The 24,353-nt window shown below is 72.4% G+C and carries 23 protein-coding genes, 2 tRNA genes and 1 other RNA gene; 16 read left to right on the top strand and 10 right to left on the bottom strand.

Annotation, left to right across the window (positions count from 1 at the left end):
- Window positions 1-36 precede the first annotated feature (36 nt).
- Both bagA and bagB read left to right on the top strand, forming a co-directional pair.
- A complete protein-coding gene (gene bagA, locus J2S63_RS08590; RefSeq protein ID WP_310301284.1) occupies window positions 37-1,053 on the top strand; it encodes an ATPase BagA in 1,017 nt (338 codons plus the stop codon).
- A 73-nt stretch (window positions 1,054-1,126) separates the two neighbouring features.
- A complete protein-coding gene (gene bagB, locus J2S63_RS08595; protein WP_310301287.1) occupies window positions 1,127-2,308 on the top strand; it encodes an ArsA family ATPase in 1,182 nt (393 codons plus the stop codon).
- Between the two features lie 168 nt (window positions 2,309-2,476).
- On the opposite strand, the gene J2S63_RS08600 is transcribed toward bagB, so the two are convergent.
- On the bottom strand, window positions 2,477-2,785 hold the full coding sequence (locus J2S63_RS08600) for a WhiB family transcriptional regulator (RefSeq protein WP_310301289.1): 309 nt from the start codon (window positions 2,783-2,785) through the stop codon (window positions 2,477-2,479).
- Between the two features lie 400 nt (window positions 2,786-3,185).
- Here J2S63_RS08600 and J2S63_RS08605 point away from each other — a divergent pair, with 400 nt between their 5' ends.
- Window positions 3,186-5,582 carry a transglycosylase domain-containing protein gene (locus J2S63_RS08605; protein WP_310301291.1) on the top strand — a complete coding sequence of 799 codons (2,397 nt, stop codon included), beginning with the start codon at window positions 3,186-3,188 and terminating at the stop codon, window positions 5,580-5,582.
- On the opposite strand, the gene J2S63_RS08610 is transcribed toward J2S63_RS08605, so the two are convergent.
- The gene (locus tag J2S63_RS08610) at window positions 5,579-6,037 is read right to left on the bottom strand and encodes a GatB/YqeY domain-containing protein (protein WP_310301293.1); all 459 of its coding nucleotides are present in this window, start codon (window positions 6,035-6,037) and stop codon (window positions 5,579-5,581) included. The genes J2S63_RS08605 and J2S63_RS08610 overlap by 4 nt on opposite strands.
- A gap of 32 nt (window positions 6,038-6,069) precedes the next feature.
- Between J2S63_RS08610 and J2S63_RS08615 the strand changes: the two genes are divergently transcribed.
- The 11 genes from J2S63_RS08615 to J2S63_RS08665 all read left to right on the top strand — a co-directional run bounded on the left by J2S63_RS08615 (window position 6,070) and on the right by J2S63_RS08665 (window position 16,615).
- Window positions 6,070-6,999, top strand: a complete 930-nt coding sequence (locus tag J2S63_RS08615; protein WP_310306636.1) for a metallophosphoesterase — start codon at window positions 6,070-6,072, stop codon at window positions 6,997-6,999.
- Between the two features lie 69 nt (window positions 7,000-7,068).
- Window positions 7,069-7,142, top strand: a tRNA-Pro gene (locus J2S63_RS08620).
- Between the two features lie 249 nt (window positions 7,143-7,391).
- Window positions 7,392-7,916, top strand: a complete 525-nt coding sequence (locus J2S63_RS08625; protein WP_310301295.1) for a TasA family protein — start codon at window positions 7,392-7,394, stop codon at window positions 7,914-7,916.
- A gap of 209 nt (window positions 7,917-8,125) precedes the next feature.
- A complete protein-coding gene (locus J2S63_RS08630; protein ID WP_310301297.1) occupies window positions 8,126-8,746 on the top strand; it encodes a signal peptidase I in 621 nt (206 codons plus the stop codon).
- 181 nt (window positions 8,747-8,927) lie between these two features.
- Entirely contained in the window at window positions 8,928-10,742 is a 1,815-nt protein-coding gene (locus tag J2S63_RS08635) for an Ig-like domain-containing protein (RefSeq protein ID WP_310301299.1), read from the top strand.
- A gap of 23 nt (window positions 10,743-10,765) precedes the next feature.
- The gene (locus tag J2S63_RS08640; protein ID WP_425573331.1) at window positions 10,766-11,467 is read left to right on the top strand and encodes a response regulator transcription factor; all 702 of its coding nucleotides are present in this window, start codon (window positions 10,766-10,768) and stop codon (window positions 11,465-11,467) included.
- Window position 11,468: 1 nt separating this feature from the next.
- Entirely contained in the window at window positions 11,469-12,677 is a 1,209-nt protein-coding gene (locus J2S63_RS08645) for an ATP-binding protein (RefSeq protein WP_310301300.1), read from the top strand.
- A 59-nt stretch (window positions 12,678-12,736) separates the two neighbouring features.
- A complete protein-coding gene (locus J2S63_RS08650; protein WP_310301302.1) occupies window positions 12,737-13,921 on the top strand; it encodes a GAF domain-containing sensor histidine kinase in 1,185 nt (394 codons plus the stop codon).
- A 113-nt stretch (window positions 13,922-14,034) separates the two neighbouring features.
- Window positions 14,035-14,388 (top strand): YciI family protein, encoded by a 354-nt coding sequence (locus J2S63_RS08655; RefSeq protein ID WP_310301304.1) that lies wholly within the window; start codon window positions 14,035-14,037, stop codon window positions 14,386-14,388.
- Window positions 14,385-15,668 (top strand): RNA polymerase sigma factor, encoded by a 1,284-nt coding sequence (locus J2S63_RS08660; protein WP_310301308.1) that lies wholly within the window; start codon window positions 14,385-14,387, stop codon window positions 15,666-15,668. Before J2S63_RS08655 ends, J2S63_RS08660 begins: the two co-directional genes overlap by 4 nt.
- A 116-nt stretch (window positions 15,669-15,784) precedes the next feature.
- Window positions 15,785-16,615: a hypothetical protein gene (locus tag J2S63_RS08665; protein WP_310301310.1), complete on the top strand. Its 831-nt coding sequence runs from the start codon at window positions 15,785-15,787 to the stop codon at window positions 16,613-16,615.
- 8 nt (window positions 16,616-16,623) lie between these two features.
- Here the strand turns inward: J2S63_RS08665 and J2S63_RS08670 are convergent, their stop codons facing one another.
- The 7 genes from J2S63_RS08670 to ffs all read right to left on the bottom strand — a co-directional run bounded on the left by J2S63_RS08670 (window position 16,624) and on the right by ffs (window position 23,091).
- On the bottom strand, window positions 16,624-17,661 hold the full coding sequence (locus J2S63_RS08670) for an aspartate-semialdehyde dehydrogenase (protein WP_310301313.1): 1,038 nt from the start codon (window positions 17,659-17,661) through the stop codon (window positions 16,624-16,626).
- The gene (locus tag J2S63_RS08675; RefSeq protein WP_310301315.1) at window positions 17,658-18,953 is read right to left on the bottom strand and encodes an aspartate kinase; all 1,296 of its coding nucleotides are present in this window, start codon (window positions 18,951-18,953) and stop codon (window positions 17,658-17,660) included. The genes J2S63_RS08670 and J2S63_RS08675 overlap by 4 nt, the downstream gene beginning before the upstream one ends.
- 169 nt (window positions 18,954-19,122) lie before the next feature.
- Window positions 19,123-19,731: a DUF5063 domain-containing protein gene (locus tag J2S63_RS08680; protein WP_310301317.1), complete on the bottom strand. Its 609-nt coding sequence runs from the start codon at window positions 19,729-19,731 to the stop codon at window positions 19,123-19,125.
- Window positions 19,724-20,323: a recombination mediator RecR gene (recR, locus tag J2S63_RS08685; RefSeq protein WP_310301319.1), complete on the bottom strand. Its 600-nt coding sequence runs from the start codon at window positions 20,321-20,323 to the stop codon at window positions 19,724-19,726. Before recR ends, J2S63_RS08680 begins: the two co-directional genes overlap by 8 nt.
- Window positions 20,323-20,697 (bottom strand): YbaB/EbfC family nucleoid-associated protein, encoded by a 375-nt coding sequence (locus tag J2S63_RS08690; protein WP_310301322.1) that lies wholly within the window; start codon window positions 20,695-20,697, stop codon window positions 20,323-20,325. Before J2S63_RS08690 ends, recR begins: the two co-directional genes overlap by 1 nt.
- A 94-nt stretch (window positions 20,698-20,791) precedes the next feature.
- The gene (locus J2S63_RS08695) at window positions 20,792-22,945 is read right to left on the bottom strand and encodes a DNA polymerase III subunit gamma and tau (protein WP_310301324.1); all 2,154 of its coding nucleotides are present in this window, start codon (window positions 22,943-22,945) and stop codon (window positions 20,792-20,794) included.
- A gap of 53 nt (window positions 22,946-22,998) precedes the next feature.
- Window positions 22,999-23,091, bottom strand: an RNA gene (gene ffs, locus J2S63_RS08700) — signal recognition particle sRNA small type.
- 82 nt (window positions 23,092-23,173) lie between these two features.
- Between ffs and J2S63_RS08705 the strand changes: the two genes are divergently transcribed.
- Window positions 23,174-23,258: transfer RNA gene (locus J2S63_RS08705), tRNA-Ser, on the top strand.
- Between the two features lie 80 nt (window positions 23,259-23,338).
- On the opposite strand, the gene J2S63_RS08710 is transcribed toward J2S63_RS08705, so the two are convergent.
- Window positions 23,339-23,644, bottom strand: a complete 306-nt coding sequence (locus tag J2S63_RS08710) for an MmcQ/YjbR family DNA-binding protein (RefSeq protein ID WP_310301326.1) — start codon at window positions 23,642-23,644, stop codon at window positions 23,339-23,341.
- Window positions 23,645-23,753: 109 nt separating this feature from the next.
- Here J2S63_RS08710 and J2S63_RS08715 point away from each other — a divergent pair, with 109 nt between their 5' ends.
- Window positions 23,754-24,347 (top strand): hypothetical protein, encoded by a 594-nt coding sequence (locus J2S63_RS08715; RefSeq protein ID WP_310301329.1) that lies wholly within the window; start codon window positions 23,754-23,756, stop codon window positions 24,345-24,347.
- Window positions 24,348-24,353 lie beyond the last annotated feature (6 nt).

A 24,353-nucleotide genomic window follows, 5' to 3' on the forward strand; every position in this document is an offset into this window, starting at 1 on the left:
CCGGAAGGGTGCTCCGCGCCGCTAGGCTCGATCACCGTGAGCGACCCCTCCGCGAAGAGCCGCACGAGCGACTGGCCCCACGTCGAGCTGCACGTGGTCAGCGGCAAGGGCGGCACCGGCAAGACCACCGTCGCCGCGGCGCTGGCGCTCGCGCTGGCCTCCCGCGGCAAGCAGGTGCTGCTGTGCGAGGTCGAGGGACGTCAAGGCATCGCCCAGCTGTTCGACGTGCCCCCGCTGCCCTACGAGGAGCGCCGCATCGCCCAGGGTCTCGACGACGGCGGCGACGTCTACGCCCTCGCGATCGACGCCGAGTCGGCGATGCTGGAGTACATCCAGCTCTACTACCGCATGGGCAACCGCACCGCCAAGGTCCTCGACCGCTTCGGCGTGCTCGACTTCGCCACCACGATCGCCCCCGGCCTGCGCGACGTGCTCCTCACCGGCAAGGTGTTCGAGGCCGTCGAGCGCAACAGCCGCAACAAGGGCGCGCGGGTCTACGACGCGGTCGTCCTCGACGCGCCCCCGACGGGCCGCATCGCGCAGTTCCTCAACGTCAACGGCGAGTTCGGCGACCTCGCCAAGGTCGGCATGGTGCGGGGCCAGACCGAGCGGGTGATGAGCCTGCTCAAGTCGCGCCGCACCGCCGTGCACCTGGTGACCGTGCTCGAGGACATGCCGGTCCAGGAGACCGCCGACGGCGTCAAGGAGCTGCGCGGCCACGGGCTGCCGGTCGGTGGCGTCGTGGTCAACCTGACCCGGCCCGCCGAGCTCGACGACGAGTCGCGCGAGGCCGCCCTCGCCGGGAGGCTCTCGGCCGAGGCCACCGGCGCCGACCTGTCCAAGGCCGGTGTCGACGTCACCGACGAGCTGGTCGAGGGCCTGCTCGAGGAGGCCACGGCGTACGCCGAGCGGCGGGGTCTCGAGGACCGCCAGCGTGAGCGCATCGCCGAGATCGACGTCCCGTCGTACGAGCTCCAGCGGCTGCCCGACGGCATCGACCTGGGTGGCCTCTACGAGCTGGCCGAGGACCTCCGAGAGCAGGGGATGGCCTGATGAGCGAGCGCAGCGAGCGAACCGACACGTCATGCGTGGCTCCGTCGCCGAGCGCAGCGAAGGCGGTGGACGCATGAGCACCAAGAACAACCCACGGGTCGGGCCGCTGGCCGCGCGGGGCGGTGAGGCGCCGAGCCTCGACGTCGACGGCCTGCTGCGCGACCCCGGCACCCAGGTCATCGTGTGCTGCGGCTCCGGTGGTGTCGGCAAGACCACGACGTCGGCGGCGCTGGCGCTGCGTGCGGCCGAGATGGGCCGCAAGGTCGTGGTGCTCACGATCGACCCGGCCCGGCGGCTGGCCCAGTCGATGGGCATCGAGAAGCTCGACAACGTGCCCCGGCCGGTGCCCGGGGTCGACGGCTCCGCGGGCGGCTCGCTCGACGCGATGATGCTCGACATGAAGCGCACGTTCGACGACGTGGTGCTCGCCCAGGCCAGCCCCGAGAAGGCCCAGTCGATCCTCAACAACCCCTTCTACGTCACGCTGTCGAGCTCGTTCGCGGGCACGCAGGAGTACATGGCGATGGAGAAGCTCAGCCAGCTGCGCCAGGACTCCCGCAAGTCGGGCCGCTGGGACCTCATCGTCGTCGACACCCCGCCGGCCCGGTCGGCGCTGGACTTCCTCGACGCCCCCGAGCGGCTCTCGGGCTTCCTCGACGGCCGCTTCATCCGGCTGCTGCTCGCTCCGGCCAAGGGCCCGGCGCGGCTGATGACCAGCGGGATGGGCATGGTGACCAGCACGATGGCCAAGATCGTCGGGGCCCAGGTGCTCAAGGACCTGCAGATGTTCGTCGCGGCGTTCGACACCCTGTTCGGCGGCTTCCGCAACCGGGCCCAGCAGACCTTCGAGATGCTCCAGACCCGCGAGACCGCGTTCCTGGTCGTGGCCGCGCCGGAGCCCGACGCGCTGCGCGAGGCGGCGTACTTCGTCGAGCGGCTCGACTCCGAGCACATGCCGCTGGCGGGCCTCGTGGTCAACCGCGCGACGGCCGGCCTCGACGGGCTCTCGGCCGAGCAGGCGGTCGCCGCGGCCGAGCGGCTGGAGTCCCACGGCGGCTCCGCCTCGGCGGGCGCGACGGCCGGCATGCTGCGGCTGCACGCCGACCGGATGCGCCGGGTCGCCCGGGAGCGGCGCCTGCGTCAGCGCTTCTCCGCCGCCCACCCGCACGTGCCCACGGCCGTCGTGCCCGCCCTGTCGACCGACGTCCACGACCTCGCCGGCCTCCGCCAGGTCGGGGACCTGATCAGTAGGTGAACGCATGAAGACCTGGGCGCCTCGCAAGTGAGGCACCCAGGTCTCGAGTGTGGTGAGTCGCGGCGCGGCGCGTCGAGAGCGACGAAGCGATGCGCAGCGAGCGGAGGAGCGTCGGCGCGCCTCACCAGCGCCGCGACGGCGAGCCGGAGGCGAGCAGACGGTGCTGCGTCAGGCGCCGAGCGAGCTGGCGACGGTCGCGCCGGCGCCGGCCTGCTCGACCTGGGCGGCCTCGAGGATGCGCCGCCACGAGGTGACGTTGGGCCGCTTGCGGAGGATGGCCCGGCGCTCACGCTCGGTCATGCCACCCCAGACGCCCCACTCGATCTGGTTGTCGAGGGCCTCGGCGAGGCACTCGGTCTTGACCGGGCAGCCGGCGCACATCATCTTGGCCCGGTTCTGTGCTGCCCCGCGGACGAAGAGCTCGTCCGGCTTGGTCTCCTTGCACTGTGCTTGCGACGCCCAGTCGTCGTTCCACATACGCGTATCCCCTTGCGTGTAGCCCTGCTCTCCCAAACAGGGTGTGGAGAAACTCTCCACAATCAAAGTTAAGGACGTGTCCCGTTTATCGGCAGACCCGCGGGGACCAAATCCTTCTAGTCCCAAATGACTATGAGCAAGGTCCCGAACCGCCGACTACGGTCCTGAAGCAGGCTACCGCCCCGTCACGAAATGACATTCATGTTCTTTCTGTGACTGGTGAGACATCCGAATCGGGACCGTCCCTAGTCATTCCGAACTAGTCGGTCATCGTCCCGCCCGAAATCACAGCGTTGTAGTTTCTCCACAACATCGGGCCGATTTCCGGGCCCCAGGGGCGGGGTTCTCCCCAGGCCGAGCGGTGCCTGTGGAGACTGACCCGTGACGTACCCTTCCCCGTATGGCGAGACGCAATCCGCACCGCGACCTGACCGCTGGAGGCGTCGTCTCCCACCTGGGCGTGATGCTCGCCGTGTCGGCTCTCGTGGGCCTGCTGGTGGCCGGCATCGCCATCCCCTTCGCCGCCCTCGCCGGGGTCGGGGCCCGCACCACCGCCGACAGCCTCAAGAACCTGCCGGCCGACCTCGAGACCGCCCCGCTGGCCCAGCGAACCAAGATCCTCGACGTCCACGGCAAGCGCCTGGCCACCTGGTACGACCAGAACCGCGTCAACGTGCGGCTCGACGACGTCGCGCTCATCATGCGCAAGGCGATCGTGTCGATCGAGGACTACCGCTTCTACGAGCACGGCGCCCTGGACATCAAGGGCACGCTCCGCGCGTTCATCACCAACCAGGCCAGCTCCGGCGTGGTGCAGGGCGGCTCGTCGATCACCCAGCAGATGGTCAAGCAGACGCTGATCAACCAGGCCGGCAACAACAAGAAGAAGATCGCCGCCGCCCAGGCCGACACCTACGAGCGCAAGTGGAACGAGCTGCGCTACGCCATCGCCTTCGAGCGCAAGCACTCCAAGGACTGGATCCTCGAGCGCTACCTCAACGTCGCCTACTTCGGCGACGGCGCCTACGGCATCGAGGCGGCCGCCCGGCACTACTTCTCCGTGCCCGCCAAGAAGCTCACCCTGCGCCAGGCCGCCCTGCTGGCCGGGCTGGTGAAGAACCCCACGAAGTACGACCCCACCGACAACCCCGGCGAGGCCCGCGCCCGGCGCAACGTCGTGCTGGAGCGCATGCGCGAGCTCGGCGTCATCACCGACCAGCGCGCCGCCCAGATGAGCCGCGCCGGCCTGGGGCTCAGGACGACGCCGTCGCGCAACGGGTGCGTCGACGTCACCGGCGAGTTCTTCTGCGACTACCTGCGCGAGTACCTCCTCGCCGACCCCCAGCTGGGCCGCACGGTCAAGGACCGCCGCCGCCTGCTCTTCGCCGGCGGCCTCACCATCAAGACCACCCTCGACCCGGCCATGCAGAAGGCCGCCGACACGGCCGTGCGCGACCACGTCAACCCGACCGACCAGGCCATCGGCGGCCTGGCGATGGTCGAGCCCGGCACCGGCGAGGTCCGCGCGCTCGCCCAGTCGCGGCCGATGGGTGCCGACCGCGCCAAGGGCCAGACCTACCTCAACTACGTCGTCCCGCGGGAGTACGGCGACTCCGGCGGCTTCCCCGCCGGCTCGACGTTCAAGGCGTTCGTGCTCGCCGCGGCGATCAAGCAGGGCATCCCGCTGAGCACCCGCATCAACGCCCCGCAGGAGGTGTTCCTGCCCAACAGCTCCTTCGAGACCTGCGACGGCCCGCTGCGCAGCACCGACACCTGGTCACCGCAGAACTCCACCGGCACGGGCACCTACGACCTCTACTCCGGCACGCGCGACTCGGTGAACACCTTCTTCGCCCAGCTCGAGCAGCGCACCGGCCTGTGCGACCCGGTCACGATCGCCAAGGACATGGGCATCCAGGTCCCCGACAACGACATCGTCCCGCCGTTCACCCTCGGCGTGACCAACACCAACCCGCTGACGATGGCGGGCGCCTACGCCACGTTCGCCGCCCGCGGCCAGTTCTGCGAGCCGCGGCCGGTCGACCAGATCCTCGACGCCGACGGCAAGGTCCTGGCCGACTACGCCCCGCGCTGCTCGCAGGTGCTGCCGACCGCGGTCGCCGACGCGGTCAACGACGTCCTGCGCGGCGTGCAGGAGCCCGGCGGCTTCGGCTACCAGAACGGCCTGGCGCTCAACCAGCCGTCGGCGGGCAAGACCGGCACGATCAACGACAACAAGGCGGTGTGGTTCCTCGGCTACACGCCCAACCTCGCCGCGGCCGCGATGATCGCCGGCGCCAACAGCCTGGGCCACCCGATCACGCTCAACGGGCAGTACGTCGGCGGGCAGTACATCGCCCGCGCCTTCGGCTCCACCCAGGCCGGCCCGATCTGGGGCCAGGCGATGCACGCCATCGAGGGCATGCTGCCCGACGTGAACTTCGTGCGGCCCGACCCGACCGCCATCACCGGCCAGATCGTCGACGTGCCCGACGTGACGGGCAGCCTCGCCGCCGACGCGGCCGACGAGCTGCGCAACGCCGGCTTCGTGCCCAACGTGGGCCGCTACGTCGACTCCCGGCTGCCCAAGGGCCAGGTGGCCTACACCAGCCCGGTCGCCGGGGCGCGCGTCGGCACGGGCACGCTGGTCACGATGTTCATCTCCGACGGGACGCCCAAGAAGAGCGGGTCCTCGGGCGGCGGGTCGTCGGCGACCGGCACGAGCAGCACGCCCACGACAGGGCCGGGCAACAACGGCAACGGCAAGGGCAACGGCAACGGGCGCGGGGGCCGCTAGCCGAGCTGGCGGCGCACCTCCGCGGCGACGGCGCCCCCGTCGGCGCGCCCGCGCGTCTGGGGCGTGACCACGCCCATCACCTTGCCCATCGCCCGCATGCCGTCGGCGGCCGCGCCGGTCTGCTCGATCGCCTGGCGGACCAGCTCGGCGATCGCCGCCTCGTCGAGCGGCTCGGGGAGGTACTCCGCGATGACCGCGGCCTCGGCCTTCTCCTTGGCCGCCGACTCCTCGCGACCGGCGTCGGCGAACGCGGTGGCCGCCTCGCGGCGCTTCTTGGCCTCGGCGGTCAGGACCCCGGTGACGTCGTCGTCGGTGAGCTCGCGGGCCTGCTTGCCGGCCACCCCGGCGTTGGTGATCGCGGCGAGGACCATCCGCAGCGTGGAGGACCGCAGCTCGTCGCGGGCCTTCATCGCGGTGGTGAGGTCCTGGCGCAGTCGGTCCTTCAGCTCGCTCATGCGCCCCAGTGTGACAGCCTGGCCGCGTGCCGATCGACGAGGTTTCCCCCGCTGACCAGGCTGTCACCGCCGCCCGCCGGGGCCTCGGCGCGGTCGGCACGGTCGCCGCGCTGGGGGCCGCCGGGCTCGGCTACGCGTGGTGGGAGGCCCGCTGGTTCACGCTGCGCCACGTCGACCTGCCGGTCCTGCCGGCCGGCGCGCCCGACCTGCGCGTCCTCCACCTCACCGACGTCCACCTCGCGCCCTACCAGGGCCGCAAACGGGCCTGGCTGTCCTCCCTCGCCGCCCTCGAGCCCAACCTGGTGGTGGACACCGGCGACAACCTGGCGCACCGCGACGCCGTCGGCCCTCTGGTCGAGGAGCTGGGGGCGCTGCTCGACGTGCCGGGCGTCTTCGTCCTGGGGTCCAACGACTACTTCGAGCCGACGCTGCGCAACCCCGTGCGCTACCTGCTGCCCGACGACGGCAAGCGGCACACCGACATCGCCCAGCTCCCCTGGCGCGACCTCAAGCACCGCCTGACCGACCGGGGCTGGCTCGACCTGACCAACACCCGCGACTCCCTCGAGGTCCGCGGCGTCCGCATCGCCTTCGCCGGGGTCGACGACCCCCACCTCGGCTACGACGACCTGGGCGCGGTCGCGGGGCCCGCCGACCCCGGGGCCGACCTGCGGCTGGGGGTCGCCCACGCGCCGTACCTCCGGGTGCTCGACCAGTACGCCGCCGACGGCTACGACGCGATCCTGGCCGGCCACACCCACGGCGGGCAGCTCTGCCTGCCGTTCAACCGGGCGCTGGTCACCAACTGCGACCTGGACCGGGCGCGTGCCAGCGGACTGAGCCGTCACGGCCGCACCTGGTTGCACGTCTCGGCGGGGGCCGGCACCTCGCCGTACGCCGTCGCGCGCTTCTGCTGCCGGCCCTCGGCCACCCTGCTGCGGCTGGTCCCCCGCGATCGCTGACGGTGGTCGCGGCGGCCGGGGCCCGATTTCGGGGCCGCCGCCGTGCTCGGCTAGACTCGCGGCGCTCCACGGGCTGTGGCGCAGTTTGGTAGCGCGCCTCGTTCGGGACGAGGAGGCCGCAGGTTCAAATCCTGTCAGCCCGACTCTCCGATGTTCCCGACATCACCGCCGGCCTGGACCCACAAGGTCCGGGCCGGACGCCTTTTTCCGCGCTCCGCGGCGGATGGTCGGACCTGTTGCCGAAAGGTCCGTGACGTGTCCTCAACTGTGGCCGTCGTGTGTGGTCGGCGTTACCAACCCGTGGATCTCGGCTCCGTAGCGTTCTGGTCATCGAAACAAGCACCACCACCCCCCCAGCAGCAGACGAGCTGCACGACTCAGGAGCACGAACGATGGCCCGCAAGATCCTCATCCCCCTCACCACCGTCCTCGCCGCCGGCGCGATCGCCGTCGGATCGGGCGCGAGCTTCACCTCGACCTCCGGAAACACCATCAGCGCGGTCACCTCGGGCACCCTGACGCACGCGAACAGCAAGGACGGCCAGGCGATCTTCACCCTGACCAACATGAAGCCGGGCGACACGCTCAACGGCACCCTGACCCTGACCAACACCGGCACGCTGGCAGCCGACTTCGGACTCACCGAGGTCTCCTCGACCAACAACTTCACGGGCAGCAACCTCACCCTGGACATCGTGGACACCACCGCCAACGCCACCGTCTACTCGGGCACCTTCGGGGGCCTCGCCGACGGCACCAGGAACCCCCTGGGCACCTGGGCGGCCGGCGCCACGCACAACTTCCGCTTCACCGTGAAGCTCGCGCAGGACACCCTCAACGTCGACCAGAACAAGACGGCCAACGCCGTCTACGCCTGGGACTCGGTCCAGACCGCCGGCACGACCTACAACCAGTGAGCTGAGGCGGGGTGGGGCCACCCGGGAAGGTCCCCTACCCCGCCTCGATCCGACGGACCCGCGGGAGGACGGGCCCGTCGAGGAGTGACGCCGCTGGGAGGGATGTCACTCCGCACCACCCCCTCGCCGGAGGGGCGCCCTTGCGGGGAGGGCGCCCCTCCGGGGGCGGTCACCGACACCTCCACCAGTCCAACCACCAGGAGCACGCGATGAGAGCTGAGCAGAAGCCCCGCCCGACCGGCGTACGCCGGGTCGCCCGCTGGGGCGGCAACCTCGCCATCCTCCTGGTCATCGCGGCCTGCGCCACGTGGATCCTGCCGAGCGCGTTCGGCTACAGCCGCTACGTCATCACCGGCGGCTCGATGACCGGCACCTACGACAAGGGCTCGGTCGTCTTCGAGAAGCCGGTGGCCGTCGGCGACCTGCAGGTCGGCGACGTCATCACCTACATGCCCCCGCCGGACTCGGGGGTCCCGCACCTGGTCACCCACCGCATCCTGCGGATGGAGCCGGCCGACGGCGGAGGTGTCCTGTTCACCACCCAGGGCGACGCCAACCCCGACCCCGACCCGTGGCACTTCAAGCTGGTGGACACCTCGCAGCCCGTGGTGCAGTTCGGCGTCCCGCAGGCCGGTTGGGTCTTCATCGCCCTGGCCGATCGCGACCTCCGCATGGTCGTGATCGGCGGTCCGGCCGCCCTTGTCGCTCTGCTGGCGCTCGCCGAGCTGGTCGGCGCGCTGCGCGAGCGGAGGAAGGGCACCACACCCCGAGGTGTCCCCGCGACCGTCCCCTCGCAGAGAACCCCTGCGCCGGACACCGTCCCCGTCTGACCGGCCCACTGTTCCCCCGCCCCCGTGCTGCTCCCCCCGCGCACGGGGGCGGTGGCCGTCTCCGGCGCGACGCCGAAGCTGTTGCCCAGCCGTGGGTCTGGACCCTCTCGTTGTTGCCAGCCTGTGGGGCGCCACTTCCTACCGTTGAACCTGTCGCACCCGCCCCCTTGAAGGAGACCCCATGTCCCGCCGGCTCACCGTGGTCGCCCTGGCGCTCGTCGCCGGGCTCGCGGTGCTGGGCATGCCCACGCAGTCCGGCGCGACCTACGTGGCGCGCACGACCAACTCCGTCAGCACCGTGGCCTCCGCGGCCGACTGGACCCCGCCGACCGTCGCACTGCGCAACCCGGGCTCCCCGGTCAAGGACACGGTCGTCCTGACCGCCGACGCCACCGACGGCGAGTCCGGCGTCGCCTCCGTCGCGATCCAGGCTCTCGCTCCCGGTGGCTCGTCGTGGACCACGATCTGCACGGCCACCACCGCGCCGTACTCCTGCAGCTGGAGCACCAAGGCCGGCTCCGACGGCTCGTGGTCGCTGCGGGCGATCGCGACCGACCGGGCCGGCTACTCGACGACCTCCGCGGTGGTCGACACCACGGTCGCCAACAACCTGCTCGTCCAGCTCGCCGACCCCGGCGACATCGTCAAGGGCGCAGTCACGCTGACCGCCAGCCTGTTCAACACCGGCACGGTGTCCTACGCGGTCAAGGTCGAGTACGCCCCGACCGGCACCACCACCTGGAAGACGCTGTGCACGACGACCGCCACGGCGCCGTACACCTGCACCTGGACGACGACCGCCAACGGCTACACCCAGGGCGCGTCCTACGACCTGCGCGCCGTGGCCACCGCCGGCTCGAGCAGCACCACCTCCGCGGTCGTCGTCGACGTGCTGGTCGACAACGTCGCCCCCACCACGACGATGACCGACCCGGGCAGCCCGCTGCGCGGCACCGTGACCCTGGCCGCGACCGCCACCGACGCCGAGTCTGGGGTGGCCCAGGTGGTCCTGCAGTGGCAGCGCAGCGGCACCAGCACCTGGACCACGGCCTGCACGCTCAGCCTGGAGCCCTTCTCCTGCCGCTTCGACACCACGGCACTGGCGGACGGCACCTACTCCTTCCGCTCCGTCGCGACCGACGTCGCCGGCAACACCAGCACCTCCCTGGTCACCAACCGGACCGTGGACAACACCGTGTCCGCGGTGGCGATGGAGGACCCGGGCGCCTTCCTGTCCGGCACGGTCGCGCTGACCGCGACCGCGAGCTCGACGGCCGGCGTCACCTCGGTCCGCATCGACCGCGCCCCCAGCGGCACCACCACCTGGACCACGGTCTGCACCGACACGACGTCGCCGTACTCCTGCGGCTGGGACACCACGACCGTCGCCGACGGGTTCTACGACTTCCGGGCGGTGCTGGTCGACGGCAAGGGCGTCACCACCACCTCGACCACCGTCTCGGCCCGCCGGGTCGACAACAGCCCGCTGCGGGGGTACGACGTCCAGGCGGTGAGCGGCGGAGCCACCGCCGGGCGCCTCGACACCGGTGACACGATCCGGTTCACCTACACCGACCAGGTCAACCCGGCCTCGGTCACCGCCGGCTGGAACGGCACCGCGGCACTCGCAGTGACCCTGCGCCTGCGCGACGGCGGCCTGGTCGGCCTGGGCGCCAAGGGCGACACGCTCGACGTCCTGCGCAGCGGCGCCTCGGTCAACCTCGGCTCGGTCAACTTGAACAACGACTACATCAAGGGGGGCAAGACCGCCCAGTTCAACGCCACCATGACGATGTCGACCGCCACGGTGAACGGCACGACCTCCTCGGTCGTCACGATCACCCTCGGTGCGCTCGCGAGCGGCGGCGGACTGCGCACCCCTGGGGGCACGGGAAACATGGTGTGGACCCCGTCCGCGAGCGTCACCGACCTGGGTGGACAGACATCGTCGGCCGCGCCCACCACCGAGCTCGGCACCGCCGACCGGGACTTCTGATGGGCGGCCCTATGCTCGCTGAGGTGATCCCCCAGCTCCTCGTCGTCGAGGACGACGACGGCATCGCCGTCCCGCTCGTCCGCACGCTCGAGCGGGAGGGGTACGCCGTCGAGCGGGTCGCGACCGGGTCCGCCGGCCTGGAGCGCGCCTCCCGGGGTGACCTCGACCTCGTCGTGCTCGACCTGGGGCTGCCCGACCTGGACGGCCTCGACGTCTGCCGCCAGCTGCGCAGCGACGGCTTCCCCGGCGGCATCCTCATCCTCACCGCCCGGGGCGGGGAGCTCGACCGGGTGGTCGGGCTCGACGTGGGCGCCGACGACTACCTCGGCAAGCCCTTCGCCCTCGCCGAGCTCCTCGCGCGGACGCGGGCCCTGCTGCGCCGGGCCCACCGGGTGCCGCCCGCGGATGCCGGGGAGCAGGCCGTGCCCGCGGCGCCGGCCGATGGGCTCCGGGTCGACCCCCAGGCCCGCCGGGTCTGGGTCGAGGACCGCGAGGTCGGGCTGACCTCCAAGGAGTTCGACCTGCTCGCCCTGCTCGACTCCGAGCGCGGCGCGGTCCTCACCCGCGAGCGGCTCATGGACGAGGTCTGGGACGAGAACTGGTTCGGCTCCACCAAGACCCTCGACGTGACGATGGGTCGCCTGCGGCAGAAGCTGCAGGAGAGCGCCGCGCCCGTCCAGATCGTCACCGTCCGCGGGGTCGGCTTCCGGCTCGAAGCAGGCTGAGGTGCGCCGGCGGCTCGTCGCGGCGTTCGTGGGCCTGACCGTCCTGGTCGTGGCCCTCTACGGCATCCCGCGGGCCTTCCTCCTCTCCGACCTCGTGCGCATAGACGAGCAGGCCCGCGTCGACCGCACCGCCGACGTGCTGGCCCTGCTGCTCGACGAGCGCCTCGCCGACGGGCGGGGCGTCACCGCGGACTACCTCGACTCGGTCGCCGCTCCGGGCGAGGGGCTGCGCGTCTCGGGGGTCCCGGACGGCCCCGTCCGCACCTCGACGGTGCTCGGTGACCCCGACGGCTCGATCCAGGCGAGCCGACCCCTGGCCGGCGGCGGCCGAGTCACGGTCACCCGGTCCGGCGAGGCGGTGGCCGAGGAGCTCGCCGAGGCACTGCTGCCGCTGGCCCTCCTCGGCCTGCTGCTCGCGGCCCTGGCCGCCCTCGCCAGCTTCCTGCTGGCCGAGCGCCTCGCGCGGCCGTTCCGTGAGCTCGCCGGCACCGCTCGCAGGCTCGGCGAGGGTCGGCTGCACCCCGACGTGCCGACGTACGACGTCCCCGAGGCCGACGCGATCGGGCGCGCCCTGGTCGAGGCCGGCCGGCGCCTGGACCTGCTGCTCGCCCAGGAGCGTCGGGTGGCCGTCCACGCCTCCCACGAGCTGCGGACGCCGCTGACCGCGCTGCGGCTGGAGCTGGAGGACCTCGCGCTCGGTCCCGACGTGTCCCCCGCCGTGACCCAGGGCCTGCACCACGGGGTCGCCGAGCTCGACCGGCTCTCGGCGGCCGTCACCGACCTGCTCGAGCTCGCCGACTCGCACCGCGCCGCGACCGAGGCCGACGTCGACCTCGAGACCCTCGTCGCCGAGGCGGTCGCCCGGAGGCGTGCGGAGGGCGTGCCGGTCGCCCACGAGCCGTCGCAGCCCGCTCCCACGCGGTTCGACCCGCTGCCCGTCCTCCAGGCCCTCGACCTGCTGGTGGAGGAGGCGCTGGCCGCAGGGGCGCGGGAGGCGACGGTGTCGGTGTCCGCGCGGCCCACGCACCTCGAGCTCCGGGTGAGCGGGGCGGCCCGGGCGGGCGACGGCACCGGGGGCGCCCCGGAACGCCTCACTCGGGCGGGTGAGCTGGCGGCCACTGCCGGGGGCCAGGTGGCCCGCGACGGCACGACCCTCGTCCTGCGCCTGCCCCGACGCGCCCCCCTGGGCTCGCGCGATTCGGCACAATAAGGACAGGCCCGCACCGCGGGCCACGCGCCGGGTGATCGACCGACAGGAGCACCACGACCGTGCAGACGGATCCCCAGACCGCTGACGCCGCGATCGAGGAGTACGCCGTCCTCGGCGGACCCACCGACGAGGCCCTCCAGAGCGTCGTCGAGCTCGCCGCCCTGGTGTGCGACGTCCCGCACGCCGCGATCAACCTGATCACGCGCGACCACCAGCACCAGGTGGCGGCGGTCGGCATCGACCCGTCGGTGTGCGCACGCGAGGACTCGATGTGCGCCGCGGTGCTCCACGAGCCGGCCCCGGTGGTGACCCCCGATGCCCGCCAGGACTCCCGGTTCGCCACCAACCCGTTCGTGACCGGCGAGATCGGCACCGTCCGCTTCTACGCCTCGGCCCCGCTGGTGACCCCCGGCGGCGAGGCCATCGGCAGGCTCTGCGTCTTCGACGACCTGCCCCACGACCTGACCGCGCAGCGCGCGCACATGCTCGCCGAGCTCGCGCGACGCGTCGTGGACGTCCTCGAGCTGCGGCTGCGGACGCGCCAGCTCGAGCAGTCCCGCGACGAGCTCCGCCGGTCCAACGAGCTGCTGTCGCTCTTCGCCGGCCAGGTCAGCCACGACCTGCGCTCACCGCTCACCGCGATCATGGCCAACGCCGAGCTGCTCACCTTGGAGCCCGTCGTGCAGGAGGACGAGGGCGTCGCCGCGCTGGCCGACGCGACCCTCGCTGCGGGGCGCCGGATGGCCGCGATGATCCAGGCCATCCTCGACTTCACCGTGGTGGGGGCACGTCTCGACATGACCGACCTCGACCTCGGCGACCTGCTCACCGACGTCCTGACCGACCTCGACCCGATCGTGGAGGAGCGTCGCGCGCGGGTCTCCAGCGGCGAGCTCCCCCAGGTGCGGGGGGACCGCCAGCAGCTCTACGCCGTGCTGCTCAACCTGGTCTCCAACGCGGTGAAGTTCACCCCCGCCACCACCAGGCCCGTCGTCGAGGTCCGGGCGGTCCGCGAGGACGGCCGGTGGCGGATCGAGGTCAGCGACAACGGCCGGGGCATCCCCGCCGAGCAGCGCGAGGGCCTGTTCGACCTCTACAGCAGGGGTGCCGGTTCCGGCGGCGTCGAGGGGACCGGCATCGGGCTGGCCACAGCGCGGCGGGCCGTCGAGGCGCACGGTGGCAGCATCGGGATCGAGGACGCGCCGGGCGGCGGGACGACCGTCTGGTTCACCGTCCCGGACTGATCCCGACCTTTTTCCTCCGGACCTGTCGTAGCCGGGCCGTCCCGTTCGTGGAGCAGATGACCCGACAGGATGGGCCCGGGCAACCGGCGCCCCGCAACGCTCAGGAGAACCTCATGCCGCAGTACCTGCTGTCCGTCAGCCACCCCGCCGACTTCGACCCGAGCTCGGTCGCCGAGGAGGACATGCAGCGCATGTTCGCCCAGGTCGGCGCCTTCAACGACGAGCTCCGCTCCTCCGGCTCGTGGGTCTTCGCCGGCGGCCTCATGCCCGTCAGCGACGCCACCTGCGTCGACGCCACCGGCCCCGAGCCCGTCGTCACCGACGGCCCCTTCGTCGAGGCCAAGGAGTACCTCGGCGGCTTCTGGGTCATCGAGGCCGCCGACCTCGACGCCGCCCTCGCGATCGCCACCAAGGGCTCGGCCGCCTGCGAGGGCAAGGTCGAGGTGCGGCCCTTCCAGGGCGAGTGAGCCACCCCCTCCCGCCCGACGAGCCGGCCGGCCGGCCCGACGACCCGGCCGGGCCCGCGCGCGCGACCGTCGAGGCCGTCGTACGCCGTGAGCACGGGCGGGTGCTGGCGGGACTCGTCCGTCGCTTCGGCGACATCGACCTGGCCGAGGACGCCCTCGGCGAGGCCCTGGTGACCGCGCTCGAGCGCTGGCCGGCCGACGGCGTCCCACCCAACCCCGCCGGCTGGCTCACCACCACCGCCGCCCGCAAGGCGCTGGACCGGCTGCGACGGGAGAGCCGCCGCGGTGACAAGCACGCGGAGGCAGCGATGCTGCACGACCCCACGCCACCGGACCCGACCGGCCCGGTCACCGACGACCGCCTGCGGCTGATCTTCACCTGCTGCCACCCGGCGCTCGCCGAGGAGAACCGCGTCGCGCTCACCCTGCGGCTGCTCGGCGGGCTCACCGTCGCCGAGATCGCGCACGCCTTCCTGGTGCCCGAGACGACGATGGCCCAGCGGATCACCCGCGCGAAGCAGAAGATCCGCAACGCCCACATCCCCTACGCGGTGCCCGCCGCGGAGGACGTCCCGCGCCGGCTCACCACGGTGCTCGCCGTTCTCTACCTGGTGTTCAACGAGGGCTACCTCGCCTCGGGGCCCGACGCCGACCCGGTGCGCGAGGACCTGTGCGCCGAGGCGATCCGCCTGACCCGCCAGGTGCGCGAGGTGGTCGCCCCCCTCGGTCCGCAGCCCGAGGTCGACGGGCTGCTCGCCCTCATGCTGCTGATCGAGGCACGGCGGCCCGCCCGGCTCCGCGACGGCGTGCTGGTCACCCTCGACGAGCAGGACCGCTCCCGGTGGGACCGGGCGCTGGTCGAGGAGGGGCACACCCTGGTCCGCGGCTGCCTCGCCGTCGGCCGGCCCGGTCCCTACCAGCTCCAGGCCGCGGTCAACGCGGTGCACACCGACGCCCCCGCGGCCGCGGACACCGACTGGTCGCAGGTCGTCGCGCTCTACGACCACCTCATGCGCCTGGCCCCGAGCCCGGTCGTCGCCCTCAACCGCGCGGTCGCGGTCGCCGAGCTCGACGGGCCGGAGGTCGCTCTGGCGCAGGTCGACCGGCTCGGCCTCACGTCGTACCACGCCTGGCACGCCACCCGCGCCGACCTCCTGCGCCGCCTCGGCCGCGTCCCCGACGCCCTCGCGGCGTACGACGAGGCCCTCCGGACCGCCGGCAACTCCGCGGAGCGCACCTGGCTGGAGAGGCGGCGGGGTGCAGTTTCACTAGGTACCTAGTGACGTTGGCACTTCCCGAGCGAAGTTTCGCTCGGGGGGTGACAAGTTCACTAGGTACCTAGTGAAACCATCGCGCTCTTCCAGAGGCTGGGGGGCGTGCGTGGCAGACTGCCCGCATGGCTGACAAGGACACCGAGGGCCCTGACGAGTCGTCGCTGGAGCTCCCGTCGCTGTTCGGCAGGAAGAAGAAGCCCAAGCGGGACAGGTCGGCCCCCGCCCCGGCGCGTGGGTCGTCGCGTACGCCGGCCGCCGAGGACACCGCGGTCGTCGAGCCGGTGCGTGAGCCGGTGACCGAGCCGGTGACCGAGCCGGTGGCCGAGCCGGTGAGCGAGCCGACCACCGTCGTCGAGCCCGTGACCGAGCCGGTGCGCGAGCCCGAGCCCCCTACCCAGCAGATCCCCCCGGCCGCTCCGGCCCCGGTCCGGCAGGAGGAGCCGAGCCGAGGGTCCGCACCGGCGGCCGACCCGGCGCCGGCCGGCGCCCGCAAGGCCCCGGCCAGAGCCGCCCGTCGCGCGAGGCCGGCGCGCTCCCTCCCGCCGCTCGCCGCGTCGGTGGCCGCGCTCGTGGTCGGCGCCCTCGTCGGCCTGCTCGGGGTGGGCCTCACGATCGGGTCGCTCAAGGCCTGCGACGCCATCACCGGCACCGACTCGTGCGGGGGCCCGGGTCTGCTCGTCGTCCTCGCCGTCGTGATCGTGATGGTGATGGCCGGCAGCGCCCTGCTCCGCGCGTTCGGCGTGAGCGAGCCCGGCGGCCTGAGCTTCCTCGGGGTCGCGATCTTCGTCGCGATCTGCCTGGTCTTCCTGCTCGAGCAGCTGCTCGAGCCGTGGATGATCGTCGTCGGCCCGGCGCTGTGCGCGCTGGGCTACGGCACGGCCCACTGGGTGGTCAACCGGTTCAACACCGAGCTCCTCGCCGAGGACGGCCCGGAGGCCCACGACATCCGCTGAGCCCGAGCTCAGCGCGAGGCGGCGACCAGCTCGGCGATCTGCACGGTGTTGAGCGCCGCGCCCTTGCGCAGGTTGTCGTTGCTGACGAAGAGCACCAGGCCCCGCTCGCCCTCGACGCTCTGGTCCTGCCGCACGCGTCCGACGTACGACGGGTCGTTGCCCGCCGCCACCAGCGGCGTCGGGACCTCGCTCACCACGACCCCCGGGGCGTCGGCGAGCAGCTCGAGCGCCCGCTTGGCCGGCAGGGCCGAGGCGAACTCGGCGTTGATCGACAGGGAGTGGCCGGTGAAGACCGGGACGCGGACACAGGTGCCGGAGACGCGCAGGTCGGGGATCTCGAGGATCTTGCGCGACTCGTTGCGCAGCTTCTGCTCCTCGTCGGTCTCGTTGGACCCGTCGTCGACGACCGAGCCGGCCATCGGCAGGACGTTGAACGCGATCGGCGCGACGTACTTCGAGGGCGCCGGCAGGGTGACCGACGAGCCGTCGTAGGCCAGGGGGCGCGGGTCGTCCACGGCGGCGAGCTGGCCCGCGAGCTCCTCGACGCCGGCGATGCCGGAGCCGGAGACGGCCTGGTAGGTGCTGGCGACCAGGCGGACCAGGCCGGCCTCGTCGTGCAGCGGCTTGAGCACCGGCATCGCGGCCATCGTCGTGCAGTTGGGGTTGGCGATGATGCCCTTGACCGCCTGCGAGATCGCGTGGGGGTTGACCTCGCTGACCACCAGCGGGACCTCGGGGTCCTTGCGCCAGGCCGAGGAGTTGTCGACGACGAGGACCCCGGCCGCCGCGAAGCGGGGCGCCTGGGCGCGCGAGGCGGTGGCACCGGCCGAGAACAGCGCGATGTCCAGCCCGGCCGGGTCGGCGGTCTCGGTGTCCTCGACGACGACCTCGCGGTCGCCCCAGGCCAGCGTCCTGCCCGCCGAGCGGGAGGAGGCGAAGAACCGCAGCTGGTCCACGGCGAAGCCGCGCTCGAGCAGGATGTCGCGCATCGCGACGCCGACCTGACCGGTGGCGCCGACGATGCCGACGTTGAGCGGACGGCTCATCGACCGGTCCCCCCGTAGACGACGGCCTCGACCTGGTCGGAGTCGAGGTCGAAGGCGGCGTGGGCGGCGCGCACGGCGTCGTCGACCTGGAGCTCGTCGACGACCACCGAGATGCGGATCTCGGAGGTCGAGATCATCTGGATGTTGACGCCGGCCGCGGCGAGCGCGGAGAAGAACTTCGCGGTCACGCCCGGGTGGGAGCGCATCCCGGCCCCGATGAGGGAGACCTTGCCGATCTGGTCGTCGTAGAGCAGGGAGGCGAAGCCGACCTCCTCCTTGATCCGGTCGAGCGCGGTCATGGCCGTGCCGCCGTCGGCCCGCGGCAGGCTGAAGGAGATGTCGGTCAGGTTGGTCGCGGCGGCGGAGATGTTCTGCACGATCATGTCGAGGTTGATGCCGGCCCCGGCCAGCGCCTCGAAGATGCGGGCCGCCTCGCCGATCTTGTCGGGCACGCCGACCACCGTGATCTTGGCCTCGGAGCGGTCGTGCGCGACGCCGGCGATGATGGCCTGTTCCATGGTGCTGCTCTCTCCAGTCGGGGCCGCGGGCGCGGTCGGGGGCGTGTTGCTGATCCAAGTGCCGGTCAGCTTGCTGAACGACGAGCGCACGTGGATCGGGATGTCGTAGCGGCGGGCGTACTCCACGCATCGCAGGTGCAGGATCTTGGCGCCGCAGGCAGCCATCTCGAGCATCTCCTCGTAGGAGACGTGCTCGCGCCGCTGGGCGCTGGGGACGATGCGCGGGTCGGCGGTGAACACGCCGTCGACGTCGGTGTAGATCTCGCAGCAGTCGGCGCGCAGCGCCGCGGCCAGCGCGACCGCGGTCGTGTCCGAGCCGCCCCGACCCAGCGTGGTGATGTCCTTGGTGTCCTGGCTGACGCCCTGGAAGCCCGCCACGATCGCGATCGCGCCCTCGCCGAGGGCCTTCTGGATGCGGCCCGGGGTGACGTCGATGATCTTGGCCTTGCCGTGGGAGCTGTCGGTGATGACGCCCGCCTGGCTGCCGGTGAAGGACCGCGCCTCGTGACCGAGGTTGCCCACCGCCATGGCGAGCAGGGCCATCGAGATGCGCTCGCCCGCGGTGAGCAGCATGTCGAGCTCGCGCGGCGGCGGCATCGGGGAGACCTGCTGGGCCAGGTCGATCAGCTCGTCGGTCGTGTCGCCCATCGCGGAGACGACGACGACGACGTCGTGGCCGGCCCGCTTGGCGTCGACGATGCGCTGCGCGACGCGCTTGACCCCTTCGGCATCAGCAACGGAGGACCCCCCGTACTTCTGCACGACAACACCCACGACACCCTCGATTCCCTGGTCTGCGACGCGCCGATCCTACCTGCGGTGCACGCGCCCACCGAACCGATATCGGCGTACGACGTCCCGCCCGGACGGCGCCCACGTCACAGATCTTGCGGGGAGGAGAGCCAGGTCACGCCCCGGGCCGGAAGATCTTCGCCCCGAGGGGTCAGTCGCGCTCGAGGATCTCCAGCGCCTCGATGACCGCGTCGTCGTCGGAGCCCAGGTCGGTGTCGAGACGGTCGTGGGCCACGACCGCCTGCAGCGCCCGCAGGACCGCGATCGCCTCGGAGCCCCACGACACGTGGTAGGACAGCTGCCACCACCACAGCGCCTCGGTGACCCGCCCGCTGCGGTAGTGCCGCAGGCCGTGGGCGATCGCCGTGGCGATCGAGGTCAGCTCGTCCGACAGCAGGGTCGGCACGACCTCGGGGGTCTCGGCGTAGGGGTCGAAGACCACGGTGAAGGCGTCGAAGTCCTCGAACAGCACCCCGAGCCGGTGACGCATGGCGTCGAGGTCGGGGTCGGGCCCGGCGTCGGGCTCGTACTCCTCCTGCAGCTCGAAGTCGACCTGCATGCCGAGCCGGGCGCCGGCCAGCAGCAGCTGACTGGTCTCCAGCAGCATGAGGGGGACCGCAGAGCCGCCCTCCTCGCCGCGCGAGACGGCCTGGACCGCGATCAGGAACGACTCGACCTGGTCGGCGATCGTCTGGGCGAAGTCCACCAGCTCCTCGTCGAGCGGTGCACGGCCTTCCTCCGTCATGAGGTTGTCACCCATGAACGACCCTCCTCCCTTCAAACGCTCGTCCGAGCGTCACTTCGTCGGCGTACTCGAGATCTCCGCCCACTGGCAGTCCACTCGCGAGACGGGACACACGCAACCCCATGGTGCCCAGGAAGCGCGTGAGATACGTCGCGGTGGCCTCTCCCTCGAGATTGGGGTTGGTCGCCAGGATCACCTCGGCGACCGTCCCGTCGGCCAGGCGCGTCATCAGCTCGCGGATGCGCAGCTGCTCGGGCCCGACCCCGTTCATCGGCGAGATCGCCCCGCCGAGCACGTGGTAGCGCCCCCGGAACTCCTTGGTGCGCTCGATGGCGACCACGTCCTTGGACTCCTCGACCACGCAGATCAGGCTCGCGTCACGCCGCGGGTCGCGGCAGATGCGGCAGGTGTCCTCCTCGGCCACGTTGCCGCAGATCGTGCAGAACCGCACCAGGTCCTTGAGCTTGACCAGCGTCTCGGCCAGGCGGCGTACGTCGGCGGGGTCGGCCTCGAGCAGGTGGAAGGCGATGCGCTGGGCGCTCTTGGGCCCGACGCCCGGGAGCCGACCGAGCTCGTCGATGAGGTCCTGGACGATGCCTTCGTACATCAGAAGCCCAGCGGGCCCGGCCCACCGCCGGAGTCGCCGCCGCCGAGCCCGTCGAGACCGCCGAGCCCGGCCGCGAGGGGTCCGATCGTCTCCGAGGCCAGCGCGTCGGCCTTGGCCCGGGCGTCGCGGTAGGCCGCGACGATGAGGTCCTCGAGGTCCTCGGTGTCCTCGGGGTCGAACGAGCCGGAGCGGATCTTGACCTGGGTCATCTCACCGGTGCCGTTGACGGTGACCGTGACCAGGCCGTCGGCGACCGTGCCCTGGACCTCGGTCTCGGCGAGCTGCTCCTGGGCCTGCATCATCTGGGCCTGCATCGCCTGGGCCTGCTGGAGCAGGGCGTTCATGTCGAAGCCGCCGAACTGGTCTGAGCTCATCGTGGGTGCCTTTCGTGGGCGGGATCGTGGGGTCGTCCGGGTGGTCTGGGTCGTGAGGGTCGCGGGCGCGGGTGCTGCGGCCGGACCGGTCGGGCTAGCCGCGAGGGATCTCCTCGATCACCTGGGCGCCGAGCTTGGCGGTGAGCATCTGCTCGGTGTCGAGGTGGACGTCGAGGTCGTCGTCGGAGCGGCTGGCGTCGGCGTCGTCGGCGGCGGTCGCCACGCGGGGCGGCGGGGACGGCTCGGGGAGGGGCGCCGGCGGCTCGCGACGGGCGGTCTCGCCGGAGGGCGCCTGGCGACCGGCCGCGCCGGCCGGCCCCCCGGTCGCCCCCCCGGTCGGTGCAGCGGGAGCTGAAGCGGGAGGTGCGGTGGGAGGTGCGGTGGGAGCTGCGGCAGCAGGACCGGGCGCGGGGGCGTCCGCCGCAGGAGCGGGGGTGGGGGGTGCGGTGGCCGACCTGGTGACGGTGACGGGATGCGCGCCCGGGGACGCCGAGGGGTCGAGGATCGCCTCGACCTTGAGGTCGGCACCGACCAGGTCGATCAGCGCCTGCCGGACGAGCTCGGGGTTGCCGCCGTCGACGAAGGACTGGCGCGCCCCCGGGTTGTTGAACCCGAGGGTCAGCACGCGGCCGTCGAGACCCACCGCCTGCGCGTGCTGGCTGAGCACCATCCAGGCGAACCTGCGCGTGCCCTTGACCCGGTCGAGCAGGTCGGGCCACAGACGGCGTACGTCGACCAGCGTCAGCCCGGCCGCACCACCGGACGCGGCCGGCTGGGCCGCAGCGGGAGCCGTCGGCGGGGCCGGGGCCGGGGCCGGGTCGGGCTCCGACCGGGTCTGGGGCGCCGCTGGAGCGGGGGGCCTCGACTCCGCAGCCGGAGCAGCCGGAGCAGCCGGAGCAGCTGCAGGCGGAGCCGGGGCAGCTGCAGCAGGAGGAGGAGGAGTCGGTGCAGGTGCCGGCGCGGCGGGGGCCGGGTCGGGCCGCGCGGACGCCGCCGCAGGAGCGGCGACGGGAGCAGGGGCGGCGACGGGAGCAGGGGCGGGAGCCGCAGCAGCGCCCCGGGCCGGCGCGGGGGCGCCACCCATCTCCAGGCGACGCTCGAGCCGGTCGACGCGGGCACGGAGCCCGCGCTCGGAGTCCTCGGCACCGGGGAGGAGCAGCCGCGCGCAGAGCAGCTCCAGGAGCATCCGCGGCGGGGTGGTGCCCTTCATCTCGCCCAGGCCGTCGGCCACCAGCTCGGCGGCACGCGTGAGCTCGGCCCGGCCGAAGCGCGCGGCCTGCTGGCTCAGGCGCTCGGCGACGTCCTCGGGCACGTCGATCAGGCCGGAGGCCGAGGCGTCGGGGACCGCCGAGATGATGACCAGGTCGCGCAGCCGGCGCAGCAGGTCCTCGACGAAGCGGGCGGGGTCCTGCCCGGTCTCGACGACCTTGTCCACCGCGTCGAAGACGGCCGCACCGTCGTCGGCCGCGAGCCCGTCGACCACCTCGTCGAGCAGGCTGTCGGGGGTGAAGCCGAGCAGCCCGACGGTGAGGGCGTAGGTCACGCCGTCCTCGCCCGAGCCGCCGATGAGCTGGTCGAGCACCGACAGGGTGTCGCGCGCCGAGCCGCCTCCGGCCCGCACCACCAGCGGCAGGGCGCCGGGCTCGATGTGGACGCCCTCCTTGTCGCACAGCTCGGAGAGGTAGGAGGTGAGCACCTTGGGCGGGATCAGCCGGAACGGGTAGTGGTGGGTCCGCGAGCGGACCGTGCCGATGACCTTCTCGGGCTCGGTCGTGGCGAAGATGAACCGCACGTGCTCCGGCGGCTCCTCGACGATCTTGAGCAGGGCGTTGAAGCCCGCCCGGGTGACCATGTGGGCCTCGTCGATGATGTAGATCTTGTAGCGGTCGCGCATCGGGCGGAACGTCGCCTGCTCCCGCAGCTCGCGGGCGTCCTCGACACCTCCGTGGGAAGCAGCGTCGATCTCGATCACGTCGACCGAGCCCTGCCCCCCGGTCGCCAGCTCCCGGCAGGACGGGCACTCCCCGCAGGGCTCCTCGATCGGACCCTGGGCGCAGTTGAGCGCCCGCGCGAGGATGCGCGCGCTGGTGGTCTTGCCGCACCCGCGCGGGCCGGAGAAGAGGTAGGCGTGGTTGACCCGGTTGTTGCGCAGCGCGGCACGCAGCGGACCGGTCACGTGGTCCTGGCCGATCACCTGGGTGAAGGTGTCGGGCCGGTAGCGGCGATAGAGCGCGAGGGGGGCGTCCACAGGTCGACCCTAACCGGGGGTGGGGACAGCCGGTGGACGGCTGCCCACAGACGACGAGGCCCCCCGCGCACCCAGCAGAGCTCGCCTGCCCTTGCTGCCTTCCGGCCCTGGGGGAGTTCAGCGAGATGCCGCCGCACGGGGGGTTGCCGAGAGTCTAGGCCACCCCCTCCGCAGGACCCGGGCCGGGCCGATTTCCAGGCACCGGGGCCCGCGGGTAACCTCTCCCACGGAGGATTCGCCTAGTGGCCTATGGCGCTCGCTTGGAAAGCGGGTTGGGTGCAAGCCCTCAGGGGTTCGAATCCCCTATCCTCCGCCGATCGGCGCGAAGCCACCCGCGAGCCCGGACCCCAGGGTCCGGGCTCGCTGCCGTCCCGGGGTACGACAGTCCCCCCGTCACGAGCGGCGCTGGAAGTTCCAGGCCAGCTCCAGGGCCCGGCGTACGGCGGCGGGGTCGGCCCGGTCGAGGTAGACCTCGACCTTGTGGTGGGACTCCATCCGCGGCGGCACCCCGAACGTCCGCGGGTGCGCCTCGAGCAGCGCCTCCCGCTCCGTGAGCGGCACCCGCACGACCAGCGTGGTCGGGTCGGCCAGCCGCGCGACGAGCCGGTCGTCGACGTACCACCCGGGACGCGTCGTGGTGCCCTTGCGCTTGACGCCCGCCAGCGACTCCGCGTGGGCGCCCACCTCGCCGGGAGTCATGCGGGGCAGCGTACGCCGGGCCGCGCACCCCACCGAGGTGGTTGACCGCTGATGTGACAGGAGTCCAGGATGTCCGGGTTCGGGCACTTGGACTCTCGGGAGGAACCCCATGCCACGCAGCATCCGCATCGCCACCGCACTCGCGCTGAGCACCACCTCGCTCGTCGCCGGCGGCGTCGCCGGCGCGCCTGGCGCCTGGGCCGCCTGCGCCGAGGAGGGACACAGCTACTCCACGCCCTACCGGGGCCGTCAGGTGTGGGTGCCGACCTCGACGTTCTCCGACTGGAAGAAGGGCGGCACCATCACCCGCACGGTCAGCGACGGCGAGACCACGTCCAAGACCACCGGGTCCACGCACTCGATCGGCGTCGACGGCAAGGTCGGCGGCAAGATCGGCCCGATCGGCGCCGAGGTCACGGTGAAGTACAACTACACCCACTCCGCGTCGACGACGACCGGCACCAGCGTGACCCGCTCGTGGTCCTACAGCTTCAAGGTGCCGACCGACGCCCTCTACCGCGCCCGGGCCTACAAGAAGGGCTGGGTCTACAAGTACAAGCGGACCATCTTCTACACCAACGGCTGCGACCCGCAGGTGAAGTGGTTCTACGGCGCCGCCCCGGTCAAGTCCAACTCCGGCACCTACTACTGGGCGCTGGAGAAGTACGCCAACAAGGGCAAGCTCCGCTACGACGGTCTCTGAGCCGCC

Origin of the sequence: Nocardioides marmoribigeumensis, assembly GCF_031458325.1 — a bacterium.
In the GTDB taxonomy this organism is placed as follows: Bacteria; Actinomycetota; Actinomycetes; order Propionibacteriales; family Nocardioidaceae; genus Marmoricola_A; species Marmoricola_A marmoribigeumensis.